At 70.7% G+C, this 24,281-nt stretch carries 19 protein-coding genes and 4 pseudogenes; 13 read left to right on the top strand and 10 right to left on the bottom strand.

The genetic code is table 11. The features are described 5' to 3' along the window. Positions 1–29 precede the first annotated feature (29 nt). The 3 genes from F3T56_RS27070 to F3T56_RS27060 all read left to right on the top strand — a co-directional run bounded on the left by F3T56_RS27070 (position 30) and on the right by F3T56_RS27060 (position 2,115). Positions 30–851, top strand: coding sequence for a helix-turn-helix transcriptional regulator (locus F3T56_RS27070; protein ID WP_149827984.1), 822 nt, complete (start codon positions 30–32; stop codon positions 849–851). 38 nt (positions 852–889) lie between these two features. Beyond that, a complete protein-coding gene (locus F3T56_RS27065) occupies positions 890–1,243 on the top strand; it encodes a cytidine/deoxycytidylate deaminase family protein (protein ID WP_149827969.1) in 354 nt (117 codons plus the stop codon). A gap of 395 nt (positions 1,244–1,638) precedes the next feature. Continuing rightward, on the top strand, positions 1,639–2,115 hold the full coding sequence (locus tag F3T56_RS27060) for a hypothetical protein (RefSeq protein ID WP_149827968.1): 477 nt from the start codon (positions 1,639–1,641) through the stop codon (positions 2,113–2,115). Positions 2,116–2,177: 62 nt separating this feature from the next. Here F3T56_RS27060 and F3T56_RS27055 read toward each other — a convergent pair whose 3' ends face one another. Together F3T56_RS27055 and F3T56_RS27050 are read right to left on the bottom strand one after the other, a co-directional pair. Further along, positions 2,178–2,516: a P-II family nitrogen regulator gene (locus F3T56_RS27055; RefSeq protein ID WP_149827967.1), complete on the bottom strand. Its 339-nt coding sequence runs from the start codon at positions 2,514–2,516 to the stop codon at positions 2,178–2,180. Continuing rightward, on the bottom strand, positions 2,513–3,838 hold the full coding sequence (locus F3T56_RS27050; protein ID WP_281291910.1) for an ammonium transporter: 1,326 nt from the start codon (positions 3,836–3,838) through the stop codon (positions 2,513–2,515). Before F3T56_RS27050 ends, F3T56_RS27055 begins: the two co-directional genes overlap by 4 nt. Positions 3,839–3,979: 141 nt before the next feature. Between F3T56_RS27050 and era the strand changes: the two genes are divergently transcribed. After that, positions 3,980–4,942, top strand: a complete 963-nt coding sequence (gene era / locus F3T56_RS27045) for a GTPase Era (RefSeq protein WP_149827966.1) — start codon at positions 3,980–3,982, stop codon at positions 4,940–4,942. Positions 4,943–4,960: 18 nt separating this feature from the next. Here the strand turns inward: era and F3T56_RS27040 are convergent, their stop codons facing one another. The 3 genes from F3T56_RS27040 to F3T56_RS27030 are packed head-to-tail and all read right to left on the bottom strand — an operon-like array spanning position 4,961 to position 9,789. Further along, positions 4,961–5,419 carry a DUF4913 domain-containing protein gene (locus F3T56_RS27040; RefSeq protein ID WP_149827965.1) on the bottom strand — a complete coding sequence of 153 codons (459 nt, stop codon included), beginning with the start codon at positions 5,417–5,419 and terminating at the stop codon, positions 4,961–4,963. Between the two features lie 4 nt (positions 5,420–5,423). Next, positions 5,424–9,443 carry a tetratricopeptide repeat protein gene (locus F3T56_RS27035; protein WP_149827964.1) on the bottom strand — a complete coding sequence of 1,340 codons (4,020 nt, stop codon included), beginning with the start codon at positions 9,441–9,443 and terminating at the stop codon, positions 5,424–5,426. Between the two features lie 40 nt (positions 9,444–9,483). Next, positions 9,484–9,789 (bottom strand): trypco2 family protein, encoded by a 306-nt coding sequence (locus F3T56_RS27030; protein WP_149827963.1) that lies wholly within the window; start codon positions 9,787–9,789, stop codon positions 9,484–9,486. Positions 9,790–9,928: 139 nt separating this feature from the next. On the opposite strand from F3T56_RS27030, the gene F3T56_RS27025 reads away from it, so the two are divergent. After that, positions 9,929–10,414, top strand: a complete 486-nt coding sequence (locus F3T56_RS27025) for a hypothetical protein (protein ID WP_149827962.1) — start codon at positions 9,929–9,931, stop codon at positions 10,412–10,414. A 92-nt stretch (positions 10,415–10,506) separates the two neighbouring features. Continuing rightward, positions 10,507–11,220 carry a bleomycin resistance protein gene (locus tag F3T56_RS27020; protein WP_149827961.1) on the top strand — a complete coding sequence of 238 codons (714 nt, stop codon included), beginning with the start codon at positions 10,507–10,509 and terminating at the stop codon, positions 11,218–11,220. Positions 11,221–11,278: 58 nt separating this feature from the next. Here F3T56_RS27020 and F3T56_RS27015 read toward each other — a convergent pair whose 3' ends face one another. The 5 genes from F3T56_RS27015 to F3T56_RS26995 form a co-directional block, all read right to left on the bottom strand. Continuing rightward, positions 11,279–13,234 carry a protein-arginine deiminase domain-containing protein gene (locus tag F3T56_RS27015; protein WP_149827960.1) on the bottom strand — a complete coding sequence of 652 codons (1,956 nt, stop codon included), beginning with the start codon at positions 13,232–13,234 and terminating at the stop codon, positions 11,279–11,281. A gap of 209 nt (positions 13,235–13,443) precedes the next feature. Continuing rightward, entirely contained in the window at positions 13,444–14,730 is a 1,287-nt protein-coding gene (locus tag F3T56_RS27010; RefSeq protein WP_149827959.1) for an MFS transporter, read from the bottom strand. Next, positions 14,727–16,046: a GH1 family beta-glucosidase gene (locus F3T56_RS27005; protein ID WP_149827958.1), complete on the bottom strand. Its 1,320-nt coding sequence runs from the start codon at positions 16,044–16,046 to the stop codon at positions 14,727–14,729. The genes F3T56_RS27010 and F3T56_RS27005 overlap by 4 nt, the downstream gene beginning before the upstream one ends. A 91-nt stretch (positions 16,047–16,137) precedes the next feature. Beyond that, positions 16,138–16,404 (bottom strand): protealysin inhibitor emfourin, encoded by a 267-nt coding sequence (locus F3T56_RS27000; protein ID WP_149827957.1) that lies wholly within the window; start codon positions 16,402–16,404, stop codon positions 16,138–16,140. 20 nt (positions 16,405–16,424) lie between these two features. Further along, positions 16,425–17,495, bottom strand: a complete 1,071-nt coding sequence (locus F3T56_RS26995; RefSeq protein WP_149827956.1) for a M4 family metallopeptidase — start codon at positions 17,493–17,495, stop codon at positions 16,425–16,427. Between the two features lie 406 nt (positions 17,496–17,901). On the opposite strand from F3T56_RS26995, the gene leuA reads away from it, so the two are divergent. The 7 genes and pseudogenes from leuA (at position 17,902) to F3T56_RS26945 (ending at position 24,240) form a co-directional block, all read left to right on the top strand. Further along, a complete protein-coding gene (gene leuA, locus F3T56_RS26985) occupies positions 17,902–19,623 on the top strand; it encodes a 2-isopropylmalate synthase (RefSeq protein ID WP_149827955.1) in 1,722 nt (573 codons plus the stop codon). 183 nt (positions 19,624–19,806) lie between these two features. Then, positions 19,807–20,511, top strand: a complete 705-nt coding sequence (locus F3T56_RS26980) for a tellurite resistance TerB family protein (RefSeq protein WP_149827954.1) — start codon at positions 19,807–19,809, stop codon at positions 20,509–20,511. 195 nt (positions 20,512–20,706) lie between these two features. Beyond that, positions 20,707–21,309: pseudogene (locus F3T56_RS50155) on the top strand (cytochrome P450); the annotation flags it as partial. Between the two features lie 136 nt (positions 21,310–21,445). After that, positions 21,446–22,054, top strand: a pseudogene (locus F3T56_RS49400) (cytochrome P450). A gap of 150 nt (positions 22,055–22,204) precedes the next feature. After that, positions 22,205–22,774, top strand: a pseudogene (locus F3T56_RS26960) (MMPL family transporter); the annotation flags it as partial. 174 nt (positions 22,775–22,948) lie between these two features. After that, positions 22,949–23,566: pseudogene (locus tag F3T56_RS26950) on the top strand (sensor histidine kinase); the annotation flags it as partial. Beyond that, positions 23,563–24,240: a response regulator gene (locus F3T56_RS26945; RefSeq protein ID WP_149827949.1), complete on the top strand. Its 678-nt coding sequence runs from the start codon at positions 23,563–23,565 to the stop codon at positions 24,238–24,240. The pseudogene F3T56_RS26950 and the gene F3T56_RS26945, both read left to right, overlap by 4 nt. Positions 24,241–24,281 lie beyond the last annotated feature (41 nt).

Raw genomic sequence — 24,281 nt, 5'->3', positions numbered from 1 at the left:
ATCGTCTGCGTGAACTGCGCGAGTTCCTGATGAGCCGCCGCGCCCGGGTCTCCCCGGCGGAGGCCGGGCTCCCGGATGGCGGGGCCCGGCGCCGTACGTCCGGACTGCGCCGCGAGGAGGTCGCCGTCCTCGCCGGGGTGGGCGCCTCCTGGTACCAGTGGCTGGAGCAGGGCCGGGACATCTCCGTCTCCCCGCAGGTCCTCGACTCCGTGGCCCGGGTACTGCGGCTCAGCGGTACCGAGCGGCGGCACCTGTACGTCCTCGCCGGGCTCAACCCGCCCGTCCCGGAGGTCGAGCCCGAGCGGCAGGACATGTGCGACGGGCTGCGGCGCATGCTCGATGCCTGGATGCCGTACCCGGCGCACATCATGGACATGTACTACAACTTCGTCCTGCACAACGACGCGGCCGCCCTGGCCTTCGGCATGCGCCCCGACACTACGCACAACTGCCTGATCGACTTCTTCACCGACCCCATCTACCGCTCCCGCACCCGGAGTTGGGAGCAGAACGCGCGCACCGTCGTCGCCCAGTTCCGGGCGGCCTGCTCGGTCATGCCTGACGACGAGGGCTTCCAGGACGTGCTGGCGCGGGTCAAGGCGGTGAGCCCCGAGTTCGCGGCCCTGTGGGAGGAGCGGGACATCGAGGACGCCGGGCAGATCCGCAAGGAGCTCGACCACCCGGTCGTCGGGCTGCTCTGCCTGGAGTCCAGCGTGCTGAAGATGCCGGTCCGGCCCGACCTCACCATCGTCCTGCACACCCCGCTGGACGAGGCGAACACCGCGGCGAAGCTGGAATGGCTGGCCTCGCCGGAGGGGCGGCGCGGGGCGCTGTACCCGGTGGCGGGGTGAGGGTCCGGGCGGCGCGTACGGCTACGTATGCTCGGCTCATGACCGACAGCAGCGTGATCGACCCCGAGGACCGCAAGATCGTCACCCTGGCCCGTTCCGCGCGGGCCCGCAACGGTGTGCCCGAGGGCGCGGCCGTACGCGACGAGACGGGCCGTACGTACGTCGCCGGGACCGTGGCCCTGGACTCCCTGCGGCTCAGCGCGCTGCGCACCGCGGTCGCCATGGCGGTGGCCTCCGGCGCCAAGTCCCTGGAAGCGGCAGCCGTGGTGACCGACGCGGAGACCGTCTCCGACGAGGACCGGGCGGCCGTACGGGACCTCGGCGGGCCCGGGACGCCGGTGCTGGTGGCGGGGCCGGACGGGGCGGTACGGGCGACGGTGACGGCGGGCTGAGGACCGCGCGGAGGACGCGGCGGGCGGCGTCGTGCGGTCGCCCGCGGCGTAGTGTTACGGCCGGTAACAGCCCTCCGAGCTGGGCGAAAATCATGCGCGGGCGAGTGGACACCCTGGCCCGGCGACCGACAACTCGCGCGGCGAGGGACAGATCACCTCAACGTCCAGGCCATGCGGAAGAGTTGGGCGGCACCCGGGCGAACGCCTTCGGCCACTTTCGCCGACCCTTGGCGCAACCCGTAGAGCATCCCTTGAAATCTCGCGCCGCTCGGGCCTCAATGGACCCGTTCATCTGGCGGGTCGACAGATTCCGCCGCGCGGCCGCGCATTGTTCCGCCCCCACACGCATCACGACGTACTCCCTCAACTCCCCTGCACGGAAAGGGAATCGCTCGATGAGACGTATACGACTCGGAGTCGGCGCGGCGCTCGCGGCCGGGACGCTGGCCGTCACCGGCCTCGCCTTCGCGCCGGCCGCCCTGGCCGTCGCCCCGGCGACCGCGACCATCAACGCCACCTGCACGATCGGCGGTTCCGGCGAGGCCACGCTCACGGCCACGCAGACCGGCACCACCGCCACCATCACCGTCTCCTCGGAGGCGATCACCGCCCCGATCGCCCTCTCCGAGGACTCCATCGCGTCCACGCTCACCATGGTCAAGGCGAGCGGTGGCACGACCGTCTTCAGCGGCACGGAGAACCCGGCGATGGCGCTCGGTGACGGCGTCACCGTCGGCCCCCTCACCGGCACCGTCGCCTCCGGCGACAGCCTGGAGGCCTTCGGCGGCTCGCTGCAGATGGTGATCCTCGGCTTCACCGTGACGTGCACCGCCGACGCGGCACAGTCGCCGGGCCCGTTCGTGTTCGACTGATGACGAGTGAGGGGTGGTGCCGCTCGGATCGGCGGCACCACCCCTGACCCCTGCCCACTGGCTCAGAGCGCGTCCGGCCCCCGCTCACCGGTCCGGACCCGCACCACCGTCTCCACCGGCAGCGCCCACACCTTGCCGTCGCCGATCTTCCCGGTGTGGGCCGCCTTCACGATCGCGTCGATGACGTCGTCGGACTCCGCGTCGTCGACGACGACCTCGATACGGACCTTGGGGACGAGGTCGACCTGGTACTCGGCGCCGCGGTACACCTCGGTGTGGCCGCGCTGCCGGCCGTATCCGCTGGCCTCGGTGACGGTCAGACCGTGGACGCCCAGCTCCTGGAGGGCGGTCTTGACCTCGTCGAGGCGGTACGGCTTGACGATCGCGGTGATGAGCTTCATGCCTTGGCCTTCTGGGGGGTGAGAGCGGACGAGGTGACCGGGGCTCCGTGCCCCAGGACGCCGTGATCGTATGCGGTCTCGGCGTGGACCGTAAGGTCGAGACCCGTGTGCTCGTGCTCCTCGTCGGCGCGGAAGCCCATCGCCCTGTCGATGAGCTTGGCGATGCCGTACGTCACGAGGAAGGCGTACGCCCCGACGGCGACCACGGCCACCAGCTGCTTGCCGAGCTGGGCGAGCCCGCCGCCGTACAACAGGCCCTCGGCACCGCCGGTCATCGACTCGACGGCGAAGACGCCGATCAGGACCGTACCGACGACGCCGCCGACGAGGTGGACGCCGACGACGTCGAGCGAGTCGTCGTAGTTCAGCTTGAACTTCCAGCCCACGGCGTACGAGCAGACGACACCGGCCGCGAGGCCGATGACCAGGGCGCCCAGCAGGGAGACCGAGCCGCAGGACGGGGTGATGGCGACCAGGCCCGCGACCGCGCCGGAGGCGGCGCCCAGCGTCGTCGGGTGGCCGTCGCGCTTCTGCTCGACGAAGAGCCAGCCGAGGAGGCCGGTGCAGCCGGCGGTGAGGGTGTTGAGGAACGCGGCGGCGGCCAGGCCGCCTGCACCGAGCGCGGAGCCGGCGTTGAAGCCGAACCAGCCGAACCAGAGGAGACCGGCGCCGAGCATGACCATCGGGAGGTTATGAGGGCGCATGGCGTCCTTCTTGAACCCGAGGCGCGGGCCGAGGACCAGGCACAACGCCAGTCCGGAGGCGCCGGAGGTGATCTCGACGGGCAGGCCGCCCGCGAAGTCGAGGGCGCCGAGCTTGTTCAGGATCCAGCCGCCCGGCCCCCACACCCAGTGAGTGACCGGAACGTATACGAGCAGCGCCCACACCGGCACGAAGACCAGCCACGCCCCGAACTTCGCCCGGTCCGCGATCGCGCCGCTGATGAGGGCGGCGGTGATGATCGCGAAGGTCAGCTGGAAGGTGGCGAAGAGGAGGGTGGGGACGGTGCCCTGGACGCTGTCGGGGCCGAGGCCGCTCATGCCGAGGTGGTCGAGGCCGCCGATGAGGCCGCCGAAGGCGTCGTCGCCGAAGGCGAGGGAGTAGCCGGCGGCCAGCCACACCACCGTGACCAGGGCGATCGACACGAAGCTCATCATCAGCATGTTGAGGACGCTCTTCGTCCTGACCATGCCGCCGTAGAACAGGGCCAGGCCCGGGGTCATCAGCAGGACGAGGGCGGTGGCGGCGAGCAGCCAGGCGGTGTCGCCGGTGTCGATGCCTTGCGCGGCGAGGGGCGCGGCGAGGGTCACGATGATCTCCAACGGTGCGGGGGCTCGTCAGAGGGTCACCGGCGTGCATTTCCGGATGTGTACAGGCTTGTTTCCGGGGTGTTTCGTTGCGCGGGGGTTTCGGAAAGCTCACGTTCCGTGGTGAGTGCGGCGGGGCTTCGGCGATCAGGGACAATGGGCGCCATGAGCGTTCGTACCCAGTCATCCGAGCAGCCGGCCGAGGCCGTCCACCGCGCCGGCTTCGCCTGCTTCGTGGGCCGCCCCAACGCGGGCAAGTCCACCCTCACGAATGCTCTGGTCGGCCAGAAGGTGGCGATCACCGCGAACCAGCCGCAGACGACGCGGCACACGGTCCGGGGCATCGTGCACCGCCCCGACGCCCAGCTGATCCTGGTGGACACCCCTGGCCTGCACAAACCGCGCACGCTGCTGGGCGAACGCCTGAACGACGTCGTACGCACCACCTGGGCCGAGGTCGACGTGATCGGCTTCTGTCTGCCGGCGAACGAGAAGCTCGGCCCCGGTGACCGTTTCATCGCGAAGGAACTGGCGTCCATCAAGAAGACGCCGAAGATCGCGATCGTCACGAAGACCGACCTCGTCGACAGCAAGCGGCTCGCCGAGCAGCTCATCGCCATCGACCAGCTCGGCAAGGAGCTCGGCTTCGAGTGGGCCGAGATCGTGCCCGTCTCAGCGGTCGGCGACAAGCAGGTGGACCTGCTGGCCGACCTGCTCGTCCCCCTCCTCCCGGAGGGCCCGGCCCTCTACCCCGAGGGCGACCTCACCGACGAGCCCGAGCAGGTCATGATCGCCGAGCTGATCCGCGAGGCCGCGCTGGAGGGCGTACGCGACGAACTCCCGCACTCCATCGCCGTCGTCGTCGAGGAGATGCTCCCCCGCGAGGACCGCCCCGCCGACAGGCCCCTCCTCGACATCCACGCCTTCGTCTACATCGAGCGCCCCAGCCAGAAGGGCATCATCATCGGCCCCAAGGGCAAGCGCCTGAAGGAGGTCGGCATCAAGTCCCGCAAGCAGATCGAGGCGCTGCTGGGCACGTCGGTCTTCCTTGATCTGCATGTGAAGGTGGCGAAGGACTGGCAGCGGGATCCTCGGCAGTTGCGGAAGCTGGGGTTCTGAGGGGCTCTGCGGGGCGGGTCAGTCGAGGAGGAACGGGTTCACGGAGCCCGGACGTCGTTGGTCCATGAAGATCCCCTCCGGTGGGTCGATGACGGGCAGCGGCCCGGAAGACTGGTGGCCTTCGGCGCAGCGCGAGAACGGTCCTGTGTCGGGGTCCGTGAGGGCGCGCATGTTCGGGTCGAGGTGGTGGGTCCACCAATTCGACATTCCCAGGCCGGCGTCGTGGCGCAGTGCCTCCCAGGCACGCCACACGGAGTCCAGCCGAGAGAGCGCCTCGGCGTGCCGGTACCACTCCGGGCACCACACCCGCCCGGAGCCGAGGGCGGTAGTGGTGAGCAGATGGACGAGCCGGTCGTTGACGAAAGCGGCGACATGCGGATAGAACAGCTCCCCCAGGCGGGCTGCGTCCTCCTCATCACGCCGGATGTCCTCGGCCGATTCGTCCCGCTCCTCGTCGTCGTGGAGTGGTGATCCCATGCCGTCATGCTCCTCTTCTCAGCTGTACTTCCATGGCCTCGGAGTGGTAGCCGATGCGGTCCAGAACCCTCGCCAGTCTGGTGACGGCTGTTCTCAGGTTCGCTTGATTCCTCGGGTCTTTCTCCACCAGGCGCCGGAACAGACGGACCGCCTGACGCGCCGGCCGCACCGCACGGGCGGCCCGGCGACAGTCGTGGCGGCCACACCGGCTCAGGGTCCCGGCCAGGTCGTGGAGGAGCCACGCCGTGGGGCCCGGTTCCTCACCAGCGTGCCTGACCAGCGCCAGGCAGGCCTCCTCCGCCTCCAGCGCGGTGCGCCAGGCCGTGGCCGTCCGCCCCGCCAGGGTCTGCCCGTCGGCCAGCCGCAGGAGAGCACGACCCAGTCGCCACTCCTGGCCGGTCGGGTCAGTGGCGAGCAGTCGGCGCCGAAGACGTACCTCGTGCTCCGCGATCCGGACGGCTTCGGGGTAGGCGCCCGTTTCCAGCAGCGCACGGGTCAGGTCCATGCAGGTGTCGGCCAGGTTCACCTCGTGTCCTGGGTCGTCGGCCGACAGCTCCCTATGCAACTCGTACGCCTCCCGCAGCACGGGAACCGCCCGGTCCATCGTCGGCCAGGACGCCGCGTAGCTGGAGCCGAGGTCCTGCAGGCAGAAGGCCAGGTCCTTGCGCTCCTTCGTGCTGTCGAGCGGCAGCTTGCGGTAGAGCTGGAGCGCCTGGCGCAGTTGGATGCGGTGGGCGACCGGCCGGTCGTGCCGGCGGTACAGGTAGGAGAAGTCATGGAGGGCGCTGGCATACCCCTCCCTATAGAGCCTCGGGCTGTACTCACTGAGGCGGCGCAGGATGCCATGGGCCTGATCCTGGGCCGCGCGCGCCTCCCGCAGTCGACCCAGCGCCTCGTATGAGCGGGCGAGGTTGTGCGAGGTGCCGGACCGGGCCTCCAGCTGACTCGCGCTGAGCGGCAGTTCGGCCTGCGCGTAGATCTCCAGGGCCTCCTGGTAACCCTCGACCGCCGCCTCGTCGTCTCCCGCCTTCGACCGGAAGGTGGCGAGCGAACTCACCGACTGGGCCAGGCTGGGCACCGCGAGCCCGTAGGAGTCGCGGGCCAGGGCTCGGCGGTGCTCGATCGCTTCCCGGATGGATTGTCGTGCCGCTGCCTGATCTCCCGTGTCGAACTGGTCCCACGCAAGGTTGTGCAGCATCTGCGCCAGGTCGGGGAGGTGGACCCGGGGGAGATCCTCGGCGAGTGGGCGCAGCAGTTCGATCGCCTCATGTATCAGGGCCGTCGCCTCGGCGGGCGGTTGCTCGGCGGAGCTGTGGGCGAGGTTCAGGCCCATCAGAGCGCTCGCGAGGTCGGCGGTGTAGGCGTCGGGGTTCTCCCCACACAACCGGCGAGCCTCCTCGACCTCCTCCTCGCTCAGTGGCAAAGCCTCCGAGTGCCGTCGGAAGCGCCAGAGATTCGCGCCCCGCGCCGCCAGCGCCGTGGAGAGCAGTCGAGGGTCCAGATCGGGGTGTCGAGCCACCAGCCGGCGGGCGAGTCGGACGGCGTCCTCCGTGTGTTCGTCGGACCTGGCGATCGTGTCGAAGGGGAACTCACTCGGGTCGAGTTGCCAGACCACCCCTGACTGTCTGATGAGCGCCCGTACCAGGCCACGCTCGTGCTTCTCCGACTCCTCGCCGCCTTCCGCCACCAGCGTGCGGAACAGACCCAGCGCCTCTTCGCCGGCGACGTATGCCTCCGAAAACCGTCCGGTCATGCGCAGGGCACGGGACAGCGCCAGCAGCGAGTCTGCCCGCTCCACGCGGTGCGTCGTCGCCTCCTGGCCCGCGAACCGTTCGTGGATCGCCACGGCCTCGGCGGCGGCCGCCTGGGCCTCCTCCCACTGCCCGACCGCCAAATGCCGCTCGGCGAGGTTGTGCAGGGCCCAGGCGACCTGGGTGGTGTCCCCGGTGTCGCGGTACAGCCGGCTCAGTTCGCGGGCCACGTCGAGCGCGTAGTCGCGCAGCGCATGGGAGTGTTCGGGCAGGGTGTCGGAGTGGTCGCGGAGCATGGCGGCGGTCAGGGGCTTGTGGGCGGGTACGGAGCGCAGGGTCTCGCGCAGCTGCTCGACGACCTGGCCCGCCTGTTCCGCGCGGCCCTCGTTGGCGTGGGCCACGGCGGCCCGGGCCAGCACGGTGAGGGTCTGCGCCCGCTGCTGGTCCGGGGCCCGGGAGAAGAGTCTCTCAAGCAGTTCCTCGTCGTCGATGATCTGTTCGGAGGCGAGGTACTCTGCCACCCGGTCCGGCTCCAACTGGCCCCAGTAGTGGTCCTCGGCGGACGGATAGAGCGCGCGCAGCCAGAGGGCGAACTCGGTGATCAGCTCCCGTGATCCACCGGGCAGCAGGCGGGCGAGGGTCTTGCGCGCCTCCGCCTTGTTCTGGGCGGGGCACAGTACGGCCGTTGCCACCGCCGCATCGAGCAGTCGCTTTGCGCGCGGCCCCATTTCCCACTCATCGGCGGTGTCCTCCCAGTACTTCCACTCGTGTTCCAGGAGTTGGGCCTCCAGCGGCCCTTCGTCCCTCTCGGGGTCCCGCCCACGGCGCAGCAGTGCCGTCAGGGCCGCCATCTGCACGGTCAGGGCCGTTTCCGTGCCCCGGCCACCGTTTCCGGCGCCGTACGCCGGGAGGCTGTCCGCGATGCCGCGCCAGTCGACGTCCCTCTCGCGGGTCGCCTCGGCCAGCCGGCGGGAGAGGTCCCGGGCCGCTGTCCGGAACGCGTGCTCCCGGTCCACGTCGCGGGGGCTGAGGGTGTGCAGCCTCATCTCGTTGGCGCGGAGGTCACCGGTCGCGGTTCTCTGCCAGGAGCCGAGCGAGCGGGCGAGCAGCAACAGGCGTACCGGATGCCTGACTTCCTCGGCGTGGGCCAGCAGCTGCCGGACCAGTTTGGGCCGGGTCTCGGCGTAGTCGACGACCAGGAGCAACGGGTACTGGAGGGCGTGCAAGGGGTGCGGGAGGGTGTGCAGGGGGTGTGGCTCGTCCCGTGGGGCGCCCTGGACTTCACCGGCGACCCAGTGGCGGTCCCGCAGCCGTGCCATCAACTGTCGTGCCAGCCGGGTCTTGCCCTGCCCGCCCTGCGCGGTGAGCACCCGGACGGAGGGAAGACCGTCCGCGTCCTCCTCGCACCACCGCTCCAACTCCTCGAGCGTGTCCTCCCGGCCGTGGAACGACACCACCTCGGCGTCGGCCCGCAGCAGCATGGACGGGGAGCACACCTCCCGTTTGGGCGGCGCCGGCTTCAACAGGCCGGCGTACTCGACCGGTTCGGGCTGCGGATCGACGGAGGTCGCCTCGCGGATCACCTCGCGGAACTCCGGCCAGGCCAGCAGATCCTCGCTGGACGTGGCGAGCAGCCGAGTGCCCTGGTGCGGTTGAAGGTCGTCGCGCACCACACCGAGCAGCAGGTCCTGGCCCTCGGCGAAGACGGCCGCGCCGGACATCCCGGACATCGCGGTGGTGTTCGCGGCGGTAGCGCCGTCGAGCCCTTCCGTGTCGTAGCTCATCCGGCTCACGACGTCGAGGATCTCGAAGGGGCCGTCGCCGTGGGGTCGGACATGACCGTTCACCATCTCGCGACCCCGGGCCAGTTCCTCGCGGGCCGAGCGGCTCAGTTCCGCGTGGCTCTGTTCGTCCTTCGTCTTCTGCTGTCGTGGGAAGCCCTGGGCGGCGACCAGGATCTTGGTCCCGCTCGTCACGAACCGGCCCCAGCGCTGCGGGCGGCGACCCTCGGCACCCCGCAGGGTGCCGGGTACCGGCCAGTCCCGGTCGTCGGCCACGATCTCCAGCAGGGCGGCGTCCACGACGGTGTCCCACCGCCACGACCGCACCTCCGCGGCGACCCGCACGCCCGACCCGGGCACGGCCACGGTGATCTTCTCGCGCACCCCCTTCTCCGGCACCAGATGCGCGGCGGTCAACACCAGCCGCGGCGCGATCAGATAGCCACTGCCGAAAGACCGAGCACGAACCTGGACGACATGCTCCTGCTGCATCGACCCACCCCCGTATCGCTCGACGTCCGTGTCGCTCGGCCTACTCGACGTCGCCCACGGTCACGCGCTCGCCGCGCAGCTCCGGCTTCAGCGTCAGCGTCACGCGCTGGGTGGACCTGGCCGAGCGCTCCCGACGGGCGTCGGCCTCCACGACGCCGAACCGCAGCGCCCCGCCGCCGTTCCGCGTCCGCACCAGCTCGACCTCGAACTCCGCGGTGATCTCGCCCAGGACGAAGCGCAGCGGGGAACCCTGGCCCCGGCGCTGGGCCTCCGACAACTGGGTGCGCAGCACCTCCACGGCGTCGGCCAGGTCCAGCCAGTCCTCGTCCTGCCCATCGATCGCCATGCGTCCCCCTCCACCATCGTGTCATCGTGCGTATACATATTAGTGACCGTGAGTCAGCGAGTCAGCGTGGTGATCGACGTGCGACGGGTGAATCCTGAGGGGCAAGTGTGGAGATTGTGTTGAAGGACGTCGCCCGGATTTGCTGGGCGGACTGCGCGACGCACAAGGGGAGTCCCCGGAGCGCATCCCGCCCCTGCTGACCCGGATCGCGTACGGCGACGAAGCCACTGCCCGGCTCGCCGTCGACGAACTCGGCGGCTCCCTCTGCGCGTTGGGGTTCGTCGTCGGCGAGGCCACGGCCCCCGCCGTGCCGTTCCTCCTCGAACTGGCCGGTGCGCCGCACCTGCCGTGCAAGGCCGAGTTGCTGGGGCTGCTGGAGAGCATCTGCCGGGCCCGGCAGTGGCAGACGGCCGCCGCCGCGGCGGCCAGGGCCGGGGGCGGCGGGCTCGGCGCCGACTACCGGCGGCAGCCGGGCTGGGAGCGGGCCGCCAGGGCGGCCGTGTACACCGGCCGACCCATCGTCGAGAGCCTCGCCTCCTCCGTACGGCCCGAGGAGGCCGGACCCGCGCGGAGCCTGCTGCGGTCGATGGACGAAGCGGCGCTGCTTCCGGAGACGGAGAGCTGATCGCACCGGCGGTGGTGGCGGGCAGCTCCGCCGCCCCGGCGGGATGGTTTTATCGGTCGCGCACTCTGGTCAAGTTTGACTAGGCTGAGGGGATGGGTGAGAAGACGATTCCGATCCTTCCGTGCCGGACGCTCCGACCCGTTCTCGACTTCTACGTGGCCCTCGGCTTCGAGGTCACCTTCCAGCAACGCAGCCCCAACCCGTACGCGGTGGTGGAACGCGGCGGCATCGAGCTCCAGTTCTTCGGGCTCAAGCAGTACGAGCCGACCGAGTCGGTGAGCACGTGCTATGTCCTGACCGACGACGTCGACGGGCTGTACGCGGCGTTCCGGGCCGGCCTCAAGGAGGCTTACGGGCGGATCCCGACCCGGGGGCTGCCGCGTATCGGGCCGCTGAAGGACATGTCGTACGGCGTACGCCAGTTCCTCATGACCGATCCGGGCGGCAACTGCATCCGCGTGGGACAGCCGACGAGCGAGGATCAGCACCACCGGCCCGCACCCCGGGAGACCTTCGCGCGGGCCCTGCACAACGCCTCCCTGCTGGCGGACTCGAAGGACGATCCGGCGGCCGCGGCGAAGGTCGTCGACCGGGTGCTGGGGCTGGAGGACGAGAGGCCGGCGGGCGCGCTGCTGCTGCGGCTGCTCGTGCTGCGGGCCGATGTCGCCGCCCGGCTCGGCGACGAGGAGACGGCGACGTCCGTACTCACCCGCGCCGCGGGGGTGCGGCTCACCGCCGCGGAACGGGTCGAGGCCCGCGACGCCCTGGTGCGGCTGGAGGATCTGCGGAACCCCGGCCCGGCATGAAAGCGCCGCCGCCCCGGCATCCCGGGGCGGCGGCGAGGGTCGTACCGCTCGGTGGTCGCTAGCGCGTCCACCAGGCGGCCGACGTGTTCCTCAGGGTGTTCGTTCCGCAGTGGATCTCACCCATGCCGAGGTGGTACGTCGACCAGTCGTCGATGTACGACACCTTCATGCCGACGGACGTGTACGCGGCCGTCACCGCCTCGGTGAAGATGTCCTTGCCCGCGATGACCGGGCCCCACTGGCGCGGGGCGAGGTACTGGGTGCGGCTGAGGAGGATGCCGTTGACGGCGCCGGGGATGTAGGCGCTGGTCATGACGGAGGGGGCGGGGGCGGCGGGGCTGCCGGCCGCGAACCCGTCGCTCGTCGCCGAACCGTCGCCGGCCGTCGCCCGGTCGAGGTTCCGCTGCTGGCCGTACTCCCGTGCCGCCTCCGGCAGTTCGGCGCCCGCGCCGAGGCGGGTCAGCCGGGGCAGACGGCGGGTCTCGGTGCCGCCCTGCTGGGTCTCGCCCACCATCTCCGTGCCCTGGGTGAACAGGGAGGGCACCCGCACGACCTCGGCGTCCGTGACGCCCGTCTCGCGCTTGAGGGTCGCGAGGTTGGCCTCGATCCGGCGGGTGGCGAGGTTGTTGTCGGAGACGAGGTTCTTCGAGGCGAGGGCCTTGGAGATGGTCTCCGTGGGCATGGAGCTCGGCGTGTCCTTCGGCAGGGAGAACATCTTCGTCGAGCCGTGCCCGGCGTTCTTCGCGTCGCGCAGCAGCTTCAGACCGGCCTCGGGGTCGGCGATGGCGATCTTCCAGCCGCGCGGGGTGTCGGCGGGCAGGAACTGCACGAACTCGTCGACGTGGCCGACGTGCAGCCAGGAGGTGTCCAGGAACAGGGGGTCCTGGAGGCCCTGGGACTTCAGGAACGTACGCATCACCTTCGCCGGCTTGGAGCCGATGTCGGGACGGTGACCCATGATGATGCGGCCCGCGGGGAAGGAGCGCTCGCCCTGGGCGTACGGCGGGATGGTCTCCAGGTTGCCCATGGAGTTGAGGGTCCACTCCTCGAAGTCCTTGGCACCGGTCACCTGTACGGCACCGATGTCGGGGCCGCGCAGCTTCTCGAACAGCTCCCGGCCCGCGTCTCGGTCCATCTGCGCGGAGCGCAGCATCACCCGCATGGTCTGCCGCTTGCCGTTCGCACCGGTCATGCTGACGTACGCGGGCTCGACGAAGTCCTGCGCCCAGACGTCCTGGTACTTGGTGAAGTTCACCGTCGGCCGGGTGATCCCGGCGTTCCGCGCCGCCTTGTCCAGGCCCTCGCGGAAGACGCGGTTGAGCTTCGCGTAGTCGTCCTTGCCGGGGATCTTGGTGACCAGCAACTGCTGGGCGTTCTGCAGGTGATGGTGGGTGAGGAGCGGGGCGACGCGCAGGGCGACCGTGTCGGAGGAGGTGCCGGCGCTCGACTTCACGCTCAGCCGGATCCGGGCCAGCCCGTCCCACTTGGCCGTGTCCCGGATGACGTCCCGGGCCTCGACACCGAACTCCACGCCCGCGCGCAACTCGGCCCGCGACAGCCGGGTCCTGGCCGTGACCGGCTCCCACTTCTTGCCGCGCTTGACGAAGACCCGGGTCTGCGCGGCACCCGCGGTGACCTTGACGATGCCCTGCGCCCCGCTCTTCAGACTCCGCATAGGCACGGAACGCACCCGGGCGAGGTCGGCGGCGTCGGCGGTGCCGTTCACCTTGGAGTCGGATGCGTCGTTGCAGGCCGCCAGCTTGGCGTCGGAGAGCGGCTTGCCCTTGGGCCCGGTGGTCGGGCAACGCTTGGTGTCGTCATCGATGTTGGGCAGCATCAGCGCACCCCGCCCGACGGTCCAGCCGTCCTCCCCGACGGTGTCGGTCGAGCCCTTGACGTCGACGTTCCCGTCCCGGTTCACGTCCACCCGCAGATCGGTCGGTGGCGCGGCCGCGAACGCGGCGGGCGCGGCGAGCGAGGGCGTGGCGAGCAGCGTGCCGGAGGCGACGAGCACGGCTATCGCCTGCCGTGCGGGGCGAGTTCGGGAGACTCCGGAGGATCTGGCGGGGCTGGATGAACGCGTGGACACAGTGCGTCCCTTCAGTGACGGGGGTGGTCACCACTGAAGAGGTGCCAGAGAGCGGATCCGTTGCCTGTGTCCCCTGTGGGTGAAGTGAATGGAGTGATCTACTCCATGCTTCGGATTTACTCCACGCCTCGGATCTACTCCACGCTCCGGATCCGCCCCACGAACACCGCCCCCGCCAGCCCGATCACCGCCGCCACCAGATACAGCGCCCGATACCCGCCCAGATACGCCACGATCGGCGCGGCCACCACCGGGGCCGCCACCTGGGGCAGGGAGTTGGCGACGTTGATGACGCCGAGGTCCTTGCCGCGGTCCAGGGCCTTCGGCAGGACGTCCGTCATCAGGGCGAAGTCGACGGACGCGAACACGCCGAAGCCCAGGCCGAGAAGGGCCGAGGCGACGATCGTGCCGGGCCAGGTCGGCCAGGCCGCGATCGTGCCCGCCGCGACCGCCATCACCACACCCGACCAGTACACGAACGGCTTACGACGCCCCACCCGGTCCGACCACACCCCCGCGACCACCACCGTCGAGAGCAGCATCACCGCGTTCACGGCCGTCAGGATCAGCACGCCCTGCTCAGGGTCGGGGTACCGGACGTGATCCCGCAGGTAGTAGAGCAGGTAGAGAAGCCCGATGCTGTTGCTCAGGTTGACCAGGAAACGCGTCAACCAGGCCCAGCCGAAGTCCGGATACCGACGCGGGCTCAGCCAGAAACCGGCCAGAAACCCCCGCCAGGACCACGCCGGGCGGACGGCTGCCGGCAACCGCAGGTCCCGATGGAACACCACGTACGGCAACATCCCCGCCAGCGTGAACACCGCGCACGCCGCGTACCCCGCGCCCACACCGCCGGCCAGTGTCGCCAGCCCTGTGCCGCCGACCACGCCGAGGATCTGCGCCGCGCCCAACCAGCCGCCCACGGAACCCCGTTGAAGGCGTGGCACCCGGTCCGGCACCGCCGCGGTGACCGCCGCCCAGGACGCGTTCAGCGTCAGCTGGACCAGGGACCAGCCGATCACCATGGTCCACAGCCCGCCCGCGCCCGCGAGCAGCAGCAACGACAGCGCGCCGCCCACCGCCCCCGCCACGATCCACGGAGTACGCCGCCCCCACCGTGACGTCGTACGGTCCGACAGCGCGCCGAACAGCGGCGTGGCGAGGAGCGAGACGACCGCCCCGGCGCCCGTCACCCACGCCAGCATCGTCTCCTTCGACATCCCCGAACCGGGCGCGAAGTCCTCCGCCTGGAGGGCCAGCAGGATCTGCAGCGGGCCGTACCAGCCCACCCAGATCGACCCGTTGGCCAGCGCCAGCGCCGACGTCCAGCCCCGCCCGACCCGCTCGACGGGCTCGGCCAGGGCATGGCCGGCCGAGGGGTCCTCGGATGCCGAGGAGTCCTCGGATACGGTCTCCGTCATCTCTGCGCCCGCAGGAGCTCCTGGAACCACCCGTACGACGCCTTCGGTGTCCGCGCCAGGGTGTCGTAATCCACGTGCACCAGCCCGAACCTCCGCGCGTATCCCTCCGCCCATTCGAAGTTGTCCAGCAGCGACCACACGAAGTACCCGCGTACGTCGACGCCGGCCTCCGAGGCGCGGTGCAGTGCCCGGATGTGCCCGTCCAGGTAGGCGATGCGCTCCTGGTCGTCGACGCCCTCGTACGCGCAGCCGTTCTCGGTGATGACCACGGGCGGCAGCCGGTCGCCGTAGCGCTCGCGGAAGCCGGTCAGCAGTTCGGTGAGGCCCTCGGGGACGACGGGCCAGCCGAAGTCGGTGGCGGGGACGCCCTCGATCTGCTTGACGGTGAAGGGGAGTTCGGCGGGGATCGTGACACCGCCGAACTCGATGTCCGCGCCCTCGGGGGCGCCCACCCGCGTCGGCGCGTAGTAGTTGATGCCGTACCAGTCGAGAGGCTCGGAGATGATCTTCAGGTCGGAGTCGATGTCCGTGCCCGGCATCAGCTCGCCGATGCCCTCCGGGTATTCACCCAGCAGGACGGGTTCCGCGAACAGGCGGTTCAGGAGCAGGTCGTAGAAGCCGGCCGCCTCCAGATCCGGCTGTTCCTGCGACGCCGGCCAGGTCGGCCCGTGCGAGTTGGCGATGCCGATGTCCGTGACGCCCGCCGCGCGCAGGGCCCGTACGGCGAGGCCGTGGCCGAGCAGTTGGTGGTGGGCGGCGGGGAGCGCGTCGAACATGAGCTGCTTGCCGGGGGCGTGCGTACCCAGCGCATGGCCCAGCAGGGTGTGTTCGGCGGGCTCGTTGATGGTGATCCACTTGGTGATCCGGTCCCCGAGCCGGGCGGCGACGGTCGCGGCGTACTCGGCGAGACGCTCGGCGGTGTCCCGGTTCAGCCAGCCGCCCGCCTCCTCCAGCGACGACGGCAGATCCCAGTGGAAGAGCGTCGGCACCGGCTGTACGCCCGCCGCGACCAGCTCGTCCACCAGGCGGTCGTAGAAGTCGAGCCCGCCGGGGGAGTTCACCCGGGGCCAGGAGATGGAGAATCGGTACGCGCCCACGCCGAGGTCACGCAGCAGCGCCACGTCCTCGGGGTACCGGTGGAAGTGGTCGCAGGCCACAGCCGCCGTCGAGCCGTCCTTGATCCGGCCGGCCTCGGCCGAGAAGGCGTCCCACACGGACGGCTCGCGCTCGCCCGCCGCACCCTCGATCTGATGCGCGGAGGTCGAGACGCCCCACAGGAAGCCGGCCGGGAACTGAGGTATCGGGTTCGTCGCCATGGCCGGATCATCCGTACCACCGGTAACGGAAGTCAACGGCTGAGGGTGAACGACCTGTTACCGGGTTCGGTGCCAGGGCCACGCGCCCTCTTTACGCGCCTTCTTTCAGTACCCGCGAAATCAACTCCCGCTGCTCCTCCGTCAGCCGGGGATCCGCGCAGTGCACCGTCCTCCCGTCCACGGAGATCTCGTACGCGAAGCCGTCCGGCACCCCGAGCGGCGGTGAGCCCCGGCCGGCGGCGAGTGCCCGCTCGGCCAGGGCGTGCCATTCCAGGGCGTCGGGCCGCCCCGAGGTGTCCAGCACCGCGTGCCGCTCGATGCCCGCGAAACCGCCCGTGCGCCGCACTTCGATACGCATGCTTCATGTCTAGTACGGAACTACAGCGTCCGCACGCCGACCTGCTCCCAGGCCTTCAGCACGGCCGTCAGCTCCTCGCCCTGCCCGTACCGGTCCTTCGCCGCCTTCACGGTCAGCGTGGCGAAGTCGACGAACAGCGCCTGCTCCTTCAGCTCGCCGCCGGTGAGGACGTCGTACCAGATCTGCCCTGCCCGCTCCCAGGCGTGGCCGCCGAGGGCCGTGGCGGCCAGATAGAACGCCTGGTTGGGGATACCGGAGTTGATGTGGACGCCGCCGTTGTCGCGGCCGGTGCGGACGAAGTCGTCCATGTGCGCGGGCTGCGGGTCCTTGCCGAGGACGTCGTCGTCGTACGCCGTGCCCGGGGCCTTCATCGAGCGCAGCGCGGTGCCCGTGACGCGCGGGGCGAGCAGTCCCGCGCCGATGAGCCAGTCCGCCTCCGTGGCGGTCTGGCCGAGGGTGTACTGCTTGATGAGGGCGCCGAAGACGTCCGACATGGACTCGTTGAGGGCGCCCGGCTGGCCGAAGTACGTCAGGTTCGCCGTGTACTGGGTGACGCCGTGGCTGAGTTCGTGGCCGATGACGTCGATCGGGATGGTGAAGTCGAGGAAGATCTCGCCGTCCCCGTCGCCGAACACCATCTGCTCGCCGTTCCAGAAGGCGTTGTTGTAGTCGCGGTCGTAGTGCACGGTCGCGTCCAGCGGCAGCCCGTTGCCGTCGATCGAGTCCCGCGCGAAGGACTTCCAGAACAGCTCGTACGTGGCGCCCAGGCCTGCGTACGCGCGGTTGACCGTGGCGTCCTTGCCGGGCTCGTCGCCCTCGCCGCGGACCTGCTTGCCGGGCAGGGTGGTGGCGTGCCCGGCGTCGTGGATCGTGCGGTGCGGTTTGCCCGCCTCGGCGTCGGCCGGTGCGGCGATGGCGGGGGCGCCGATGACTGTCGTCAGGCGGCGGCGGGTGCGTTCGAGCGCGTCGCGCTCCAGGGTGCGGCGGGCGGCGCCGGCGAGTGCGGAGTCCTCGGCCTGGGCGAGTTTGTCGAGGACGTGCGGTGGGACGACGGTGCAGAAGATGGGCTCGTGGCCCCCGTTTTTGGTCATTCCCGAACGATTGCACTCCGTTAGGAGCGTGTCACTAGGGGCAACCTTGATTGGTGAAATGTGGCTGTATGGGTTGCGCTTGGTCACCGCCGTATGACTCAGCGTGTGATTTGGGCTGCGGGTTCGTCGTGGTTGATCGCACGGTTCCCCGCGCCCCTGATGGGGCGCTCCAGCTGGACGGTGTGACCTTGTGCACCTTTTGTCCAGCCTGCTCCCTCAGTCCCGCATACTGATACGACCCCGCGCGACAGAGACGGCTCGGCTAGGCTGCGCAGCATCATGCGTTTCGGGCTGCTTCTTCTTAGCTGCCGCGGCGAGGGCCTGTAGTCCAGGTCGACTCCCTCCCCGCGGAGCTTCGCGTTGCGTGTCGGCCGTCCATTCGGACACCAAGAGGAGCCCCGCAAACATGGCGAACCGCCAGCAGCCCAGTTCCATGCCGATCCACAAGTACGGGCGTTACGAGCAGGTCGACATCCCCGACCGCACGTGGCCGAACAACCGGATCGCCGCCGCCCCCCGCTGGCTCTCCACCGACCTGCGCGACGGCAACCAGGCCCTGATCGACCCGATGTCCCCCGAGCGCAAGCGCCGGATGTTCGACCAGCTGGTCAAGATGGGCTACAAGGAGATCGAGGTCGGGTTCCCCGCCTCCGGGCAGACCGACTTCGACTTCGTGCGGTCGATCATCGAGGAACCGGGCGCGATTCCCGACGACGTCACCATCTCCGTACTGACCCAGGCCCGTGAGGACCTGATCGAGCGGACGGTCGAGTCGCTGAAGGGCGCCAAGCGCGCCACGGTACACCTGTACAACGCCACCGCCCCGGTCTTCCGCCGGGTCGTGTTCCGCGGCTCCAAGGACGACATCAAGCAGATCGCCGTCGACGGTACGCGGCTGGTGATGGAGTACGCGGAGAAGCTGCTGGGCCCCGAAACGGAGTTCGGGTATCAGTACAGCCCCGAGATCTTCACCGACACCGAGCTGGACTTCGCGCTGGAGGTCTGCGAGGCGGTGATGGACGTCTACCAGCCCGGCCCGGGCCGCGAGATCATCCTCAACCTGCCCGCCACGGTGGAGCGTTCGACTCCGTCGACCCATGCGGACCGCTTCGAGTGGATGAGCCGCAACCTCTCCCGCCGCGAGTACGTCTGCGTCTCCGTCCACCCGCACAACGACCGCGGTACGGCCGTCGCCGCCGCCGAGCTGGCGCTGATGGCCGGCGCCGACCGCATCGAGGGCTGTCTGTTCGGGCAGGGCGAGCGCACCGGCAACGTCGACCTGGTCACCCTGGGCATGAACCTGTTCTCGCAGGGCGTCGACCCGCAGATCGACTTCTCCGACATCGACGAGATCCGTCGCGTGTGGGAGTACTGCAACCAGATGGAGGTCCACCCGCGCCACCCGTACGTGGGCGACCTGGTCTACACGTCCTTCTCCGGCTCCCACCAGGACGCCATCAAGAAGGGCTTCGACGCCATGGAGGCGTCCGCGAAGGAGCAGGGCAAGACCGTCGACGACATCGAGTGGGCGGTGCCGTACCTGCCGATCGACCCCAAGGACGTCGGCCGGTCCTACGAGGCGGTCATCCGGGTCAACTCGCAGTCCGGCAAGGGCGGTATCGCGTACGTCCTGAAGAACGACCACAAGTTGGACCTGCCGCGCCGGATGCAGATCGAGTTCTCGAAGATCATCCAGGCGAAGACCGACGCCGAGGGCGGCGAGGTCACCGGCGGCGACATCTGGGCCGTGTTCCAGGACGAGTACCTGCCGAACCCCAACAACCCGTGGGGCCGTATCCAGGTCCGCAACAACCAGTCGACCACCGACACGGACGGCGTGGACACGCTGACCGTGGAGGCCGAGGTCGACGGCGCGGAGACCACCCTGGTCGGTACCGGCAACGGCCCGATCTCGGCGTTCTTCCACGCGCTGCAAGGCATGGGTATTGACGCCCGCCTGCTCGACTACTCCGAGCACACGATGAGCGAGGGCGCCTCCGCGCAGGCCGCCTCCTACATCGAGGTCGCCATCGAGGACAAGGTCCTGTGGGGCATCGGTATCGACGCGAACACGACGCGTGCGTCGCTGAAGGCGGTCGTCTCCGCCGTCAACCGCGCGACGCGCTGACCAGCCTGACCGGCGGTTTGAAGGCCCCGTTCACCGGATTCCGGTGGACGGGGGCCGTCGTTAACCGGCCAAACCTTGTGCGCGGACCGGGAAGGGCTCGTCCGGAGTGCTGACTGCGCCTCACCGATGTGGCTAACATCACGCAAGCGCGGCGATGTTGCCGTGGGGTTACGGAGGTGCGACGTGCTGCCAGGACGGGGATCACGGGGACCGGTCGGCCGTGTCGCCGGGCTCTCGCGCGTCATGGGTACCCGGACCGCGTGGACCGGCACCGGCGACGGCGAGTTCTTCTGCCCGGGCTGCGGAGGCGACCGCAACTACCAGCGCCTCACCGGCCGCCGCCGCTTCACGCTCCTTGGGGTGCCCGTGCTGCCGCGCGGCGAGACCGGCCCGGTGGTGGAGTGCGCGGCCTGCCGCCGCCACTACGCGACCGACGTCCTCGACCACCCCACCACCACCCGCTTCTCGGCGATGCTCCGCGACGCCGTCCACACCGTCGCCCTCGCCGTCCTGGCCGCAGGCGGCACCTGCGCCCGTACGTCCCTGTCGGTCGCCGCCACCACCGTCCGCTCCGCCGGCTTCGACGACTGCACCGCGGACCAGCTGGGCGCCCTGGTCGAGGCCCTCGCCGCCGACACGGGCCGCCTCTACGGCGAACCGTGCGGAGCCGGTCTGGCCATAGAGCTCCACGAGGCCCTCGACCCCCTCGCCCCCCACCTCGCCCCGACCGGCCGCGAGGCGATCCTGCTGCAGGGCGCGCGCATCGCCCTCGCCGACGGGCCCTACACCCCCGCCGAGCGCGACGTCCTGTCGACGGTCGGCGCGGCCCTGACCATCAGCGCCGACGAGGTGACCCGACTGCTGGCGGAGGCCCGGACGCCGTCCTGACCGGGTCGCGGTCGCGAACACGGTCTTTGACAGCTCGCGGTCTTCGTATGCGCGCCCTTCATTCACACGTGCGCACTTCGAGGCACGTACTTGTCACGTACGTGCCTCAAGCGCCGTAGCGGGCGCTCGCATGGGCCACGCACGGGTGGGGGATGGCCGCGAGAGAGAGCCCCCCACGGCACTGCGAGGTCCACGATGACGAAGACCGACGCGACGAAGACCGGCACCTCTCCCACCGCCCCCGGCGCACTCCCGCTCATCGGCCACGCCGGGCGGCCGGCCCGTAACCCCCTGGGCTTCCTGGAGGACCTGCGTACGTGGGGACCGGTCGTGCGCATCCGGCTGGGGCGCACCCCGGTCTACGTGGTCAGCGCCCCCGAACTCGTCCAGCGGATGCTGCTGGCGGGCAACGGGGCGGAGTTCGACAAGGGCGGCCCCTTCTCCGACCAGGCATCCCAGATCGTCGGCAACGGACTCTCCACCGCGCCCGCCGGGCCGCACCGTCCGATGCGCGCCCTGCTGCGGCCCGTGTTCGCCCGCCGGCGACTGCCCCACCACAGCGAGAGGTTCCACGACTGCGCCCGCGAACTGTCCGCCGCCTGGCAGCCCGGGCAGGTCGTCGACGCGTACACGGAGATGAAACGCTTCGCGGTCGCCGTGCTGGCCCGGACCCTCTTCCTCGCCCCCGAGGACCGGCAGGCCGTCGATGCCGTCCAGCGCGATGTGCCGACGCTGCTGGGCGCCCACATGATGGTGCCTGGCAGCAACCGGCTGCCCACCCTCCAGAACCTGCGCTACGCGCGGGCCGCCCGCGAGACCCGCGAGGCCATCCGGGCCATGATCCGGCGCCGGATGAGCGACCCCACCGACCACCGGGACCTGCTGTCGGCGCTCGCACCCCCCCGACCGCTCGGCGCCCCACACCGAACAGGAGGTGTACGACCAGGTCCTCACGTTCTTCATCGGCGGCACCGAGACCATGGCGGCGCTGCTCTCCTGGACGTTGACTCTGCTGGGCGACCGTCCGGACGCGTGCGAACGGCTGGTGGCCGAACTGGACGAGGTGGTGGGCGACCGCCCCGTCACCTACGAGGATCTGCCACGCCTGACCTACTTCAAGCACGTGCTCAACGAGTCAGTGCGACTGCACCCTCCCGGCTGACTGCTCAGCCGTGTCACCCTCGTCGACACCGAACTGGGCGGCCACCCGCTCCCCGCCGGCACGGGCGGTGCTCTTCAGCCTCTACGCCCTCCACTGCGACCCCGACGTCTTCGCCGACCCGACCGCTTCGACCCCGACCGCTGGACCGGCCACCGCGTCGGCCGCCCCCAGCGCGAGGCCTTCACCCCCTTCGGCGCGGGCGCCCGCAGATGCATCGGCGACACGTTCGCGGTCATCGAGGCCCAGGTGGCCCTCGCGGTGATCCTCCGCGAGTGGCACGTACGCCCGGCCCCGGGCAACAGGCCTCAGCCGTTGCTGCGGATCACGATGCGGCCCCAGGGCGTACGGCTGATCCTCGACCGGCGGCCGGACAGGCCGTGACGCTCGCGCGTACTCCCGGGGGAGTAACACGGCCGCCGTGCCGCCCCGGGCAGTACGCGTCAACTCGCCCCTGCGCGCGACGAATCCGCCCTCCCCCGCCGGGAGTCTGGTGAACGTCCAGACACCCGGCGAGGAGGGGTGGACCCCGGCATGGGGCCCGGAGAGAAAAGCGCACGTGCGCGGCGGCGGGCCGTGCCCTGGCTGGTGCTCGGGCTGTGGGTGGTGCTGCTCGCCGTCGTGGCGCCGTTCGCGGCCAAGTTGTCGGAGGTGCAGCACGACCGGGCGGTGGACTATCTGCCGGCGAGCGCGGACTCCACTCAAGTGGCGAAGATCCAGGAGCGGTTGCCCGGCGGCGAGACCACCGAACTGGTGCTCGTGTATCACCGGGAGGGCGGGCTGAGTGCCGGCGACCGGGCCGCCGCCGAGGCGCAGGTCGCCGAGATCGGGGAGCGGGAGCGGCTGGTCGCCGAGCCGCGGGGGGTGCCGTCGGAGGACGGGGCCACGGTCATGTATCCGGTCGCGAGCAACGGGCCCGGTACGGACGAGAAGCTGCGGGACGCCTTCGTCGAGCGGGTTCGCGACGTCGCCCACAGCGACGGTGGGTTGACGATCGAGGTGGGTGGGCCCGGGGCCCTCGCCACCGACGCCAGCAAGGTGTACGAGTCCCTCGGCGGGCCGTTGCTCTACACCACCGTCGCCGTCGTCGCCGTACTGCTGATGTAACGCGGACACCAACGCAGCAACCAACGTTGCGGCAGGACAGGGCTGGATCCCCAGCCCCCGGCGAACAGCCGGTGCCGGAGGGACGACACCGCCCGCAAAACGGTCGAGCGTCCGTGAACCTCAGCCCATATGGGTTGGAATCCGCCTCTTTTAAGAGGCGGAGGATGTCAAAGCATCACCCTGGTCGGCGTGCAGACCTCCGTCGCCGCGCACGTCCTGGCCGCCGACCCCGACCGCCTCGACCGCGCCGCCGTCGCCAGGGCCCTCGACGACATCGCCGAGACCTGCCGCACCGCCCGCGGCGAACTGCGCGGCACGCTGGAGGTGTTGCGCGAGTCCGAGCACAGTGGCGGCGCCGGGACGCGCGGCCCGCTGCCCGGCCTGGACAGCCTCTCCGACCTGGTCGACGCGGCCCGCGCGGCGGGGGCCCGCGTGGAGGTGGAGGTCGTGGCGGACGGGGTGCCGTCCGGGGTGGGCGCGGCCGCGTATCGCATCGTGCAGGAGGCGCTGACCAATGCCGTACGACATGGGGGAGCGGGCGTGGGGATACGGGTGGGGCTGCGGGCCGGGGGAGGGGCGCTGCGGGTGACGGTGACGGATGAGGGCTCCGGTGCTGCCGTTGGTTCCGGCGTCTCGGGCGGCTCGGGGTTCGGGCTGCTCGGTATGCGGGAGCGGGCGCGGAGTGTGGGCGGCACGCTGGAGGCGGGGCCGCGGCCGGAGGGCGGCTTCGAGGTGCAGGCGGTGCTGCCGCTGGGGACCGGCGAGGGGCGTATGGGGTGGGCGCGATGAGCGAGGGCACGATCCGGGTACTCCTGGCCGACGACCAGAACCTCGTCCGCGCCTCCTTCGCCATGCTCGTGTCGTCGGCGCGGAACATGGAGGTGGTGGGGGAGGCGGCCACGGGCCGCGAGGCCGTGGAGCTGGCCCGCACCGCCCGCGCCGACCTGGTCGTCATGGACCTGCGCATGCCCGACCTGGACGGCATCGAGGCCACCCGGCTCATCGCGGCGGACGAGGACCTCGCGGGCGTACGGGTCCTGGTGCTCACCACCTACGACACCGACGAGCACGTCGTGGAGGCCCTGCGCGCCGGGGCCTCCGGCTTCCTGGTGAAGGACGTGCGGCCCGCCGAACTCCTCGACGCCATCCGTACGGTGGCCGCCGGCGACGCCCTCCTCTCCCCCGGCCCGACGGCCCGCCTCATCGCCCGCCCGCTGCGGGGCCCGACCGTGTCGCCGGCCCTGGAGAGCGGCCCGGAATGCCTCTCGGACCGCGAGAAGGAGGTCCTCACCCTCGTCGCACGCGGCCTCAACAACACGGAGATCGCCGACACGTTGGGCCTGAGCCCCCTGACGGCGAAGACCCACGTCAGCCGCATCATGGGCAAGCTCGGCGCGCGGGACCGGGCACAGCTGGTGATCGTGGCGTACGAGTCGGGGCTGGTGACACCGGGCGCGGTATGACGAGCCCCGCCGGACGCCACCGGGGGCACGCCTGACGCCCC

This window comes from Streptomyces tailanensis (assembly GCF_008386495.1).
Taxonomy (GTDB): domain Bacteria; phylum Actinomycetota; class Actinomycetes; order Streptomycetales; family Streptomycetaceae; genus Streptomyces; species Streptomyces tailanensis.
The sequence above is the reverse complement of the archived record's forward strand: the minus strand, read 5'-3'. Positions and strand labels throughout refer to the sequence as shown.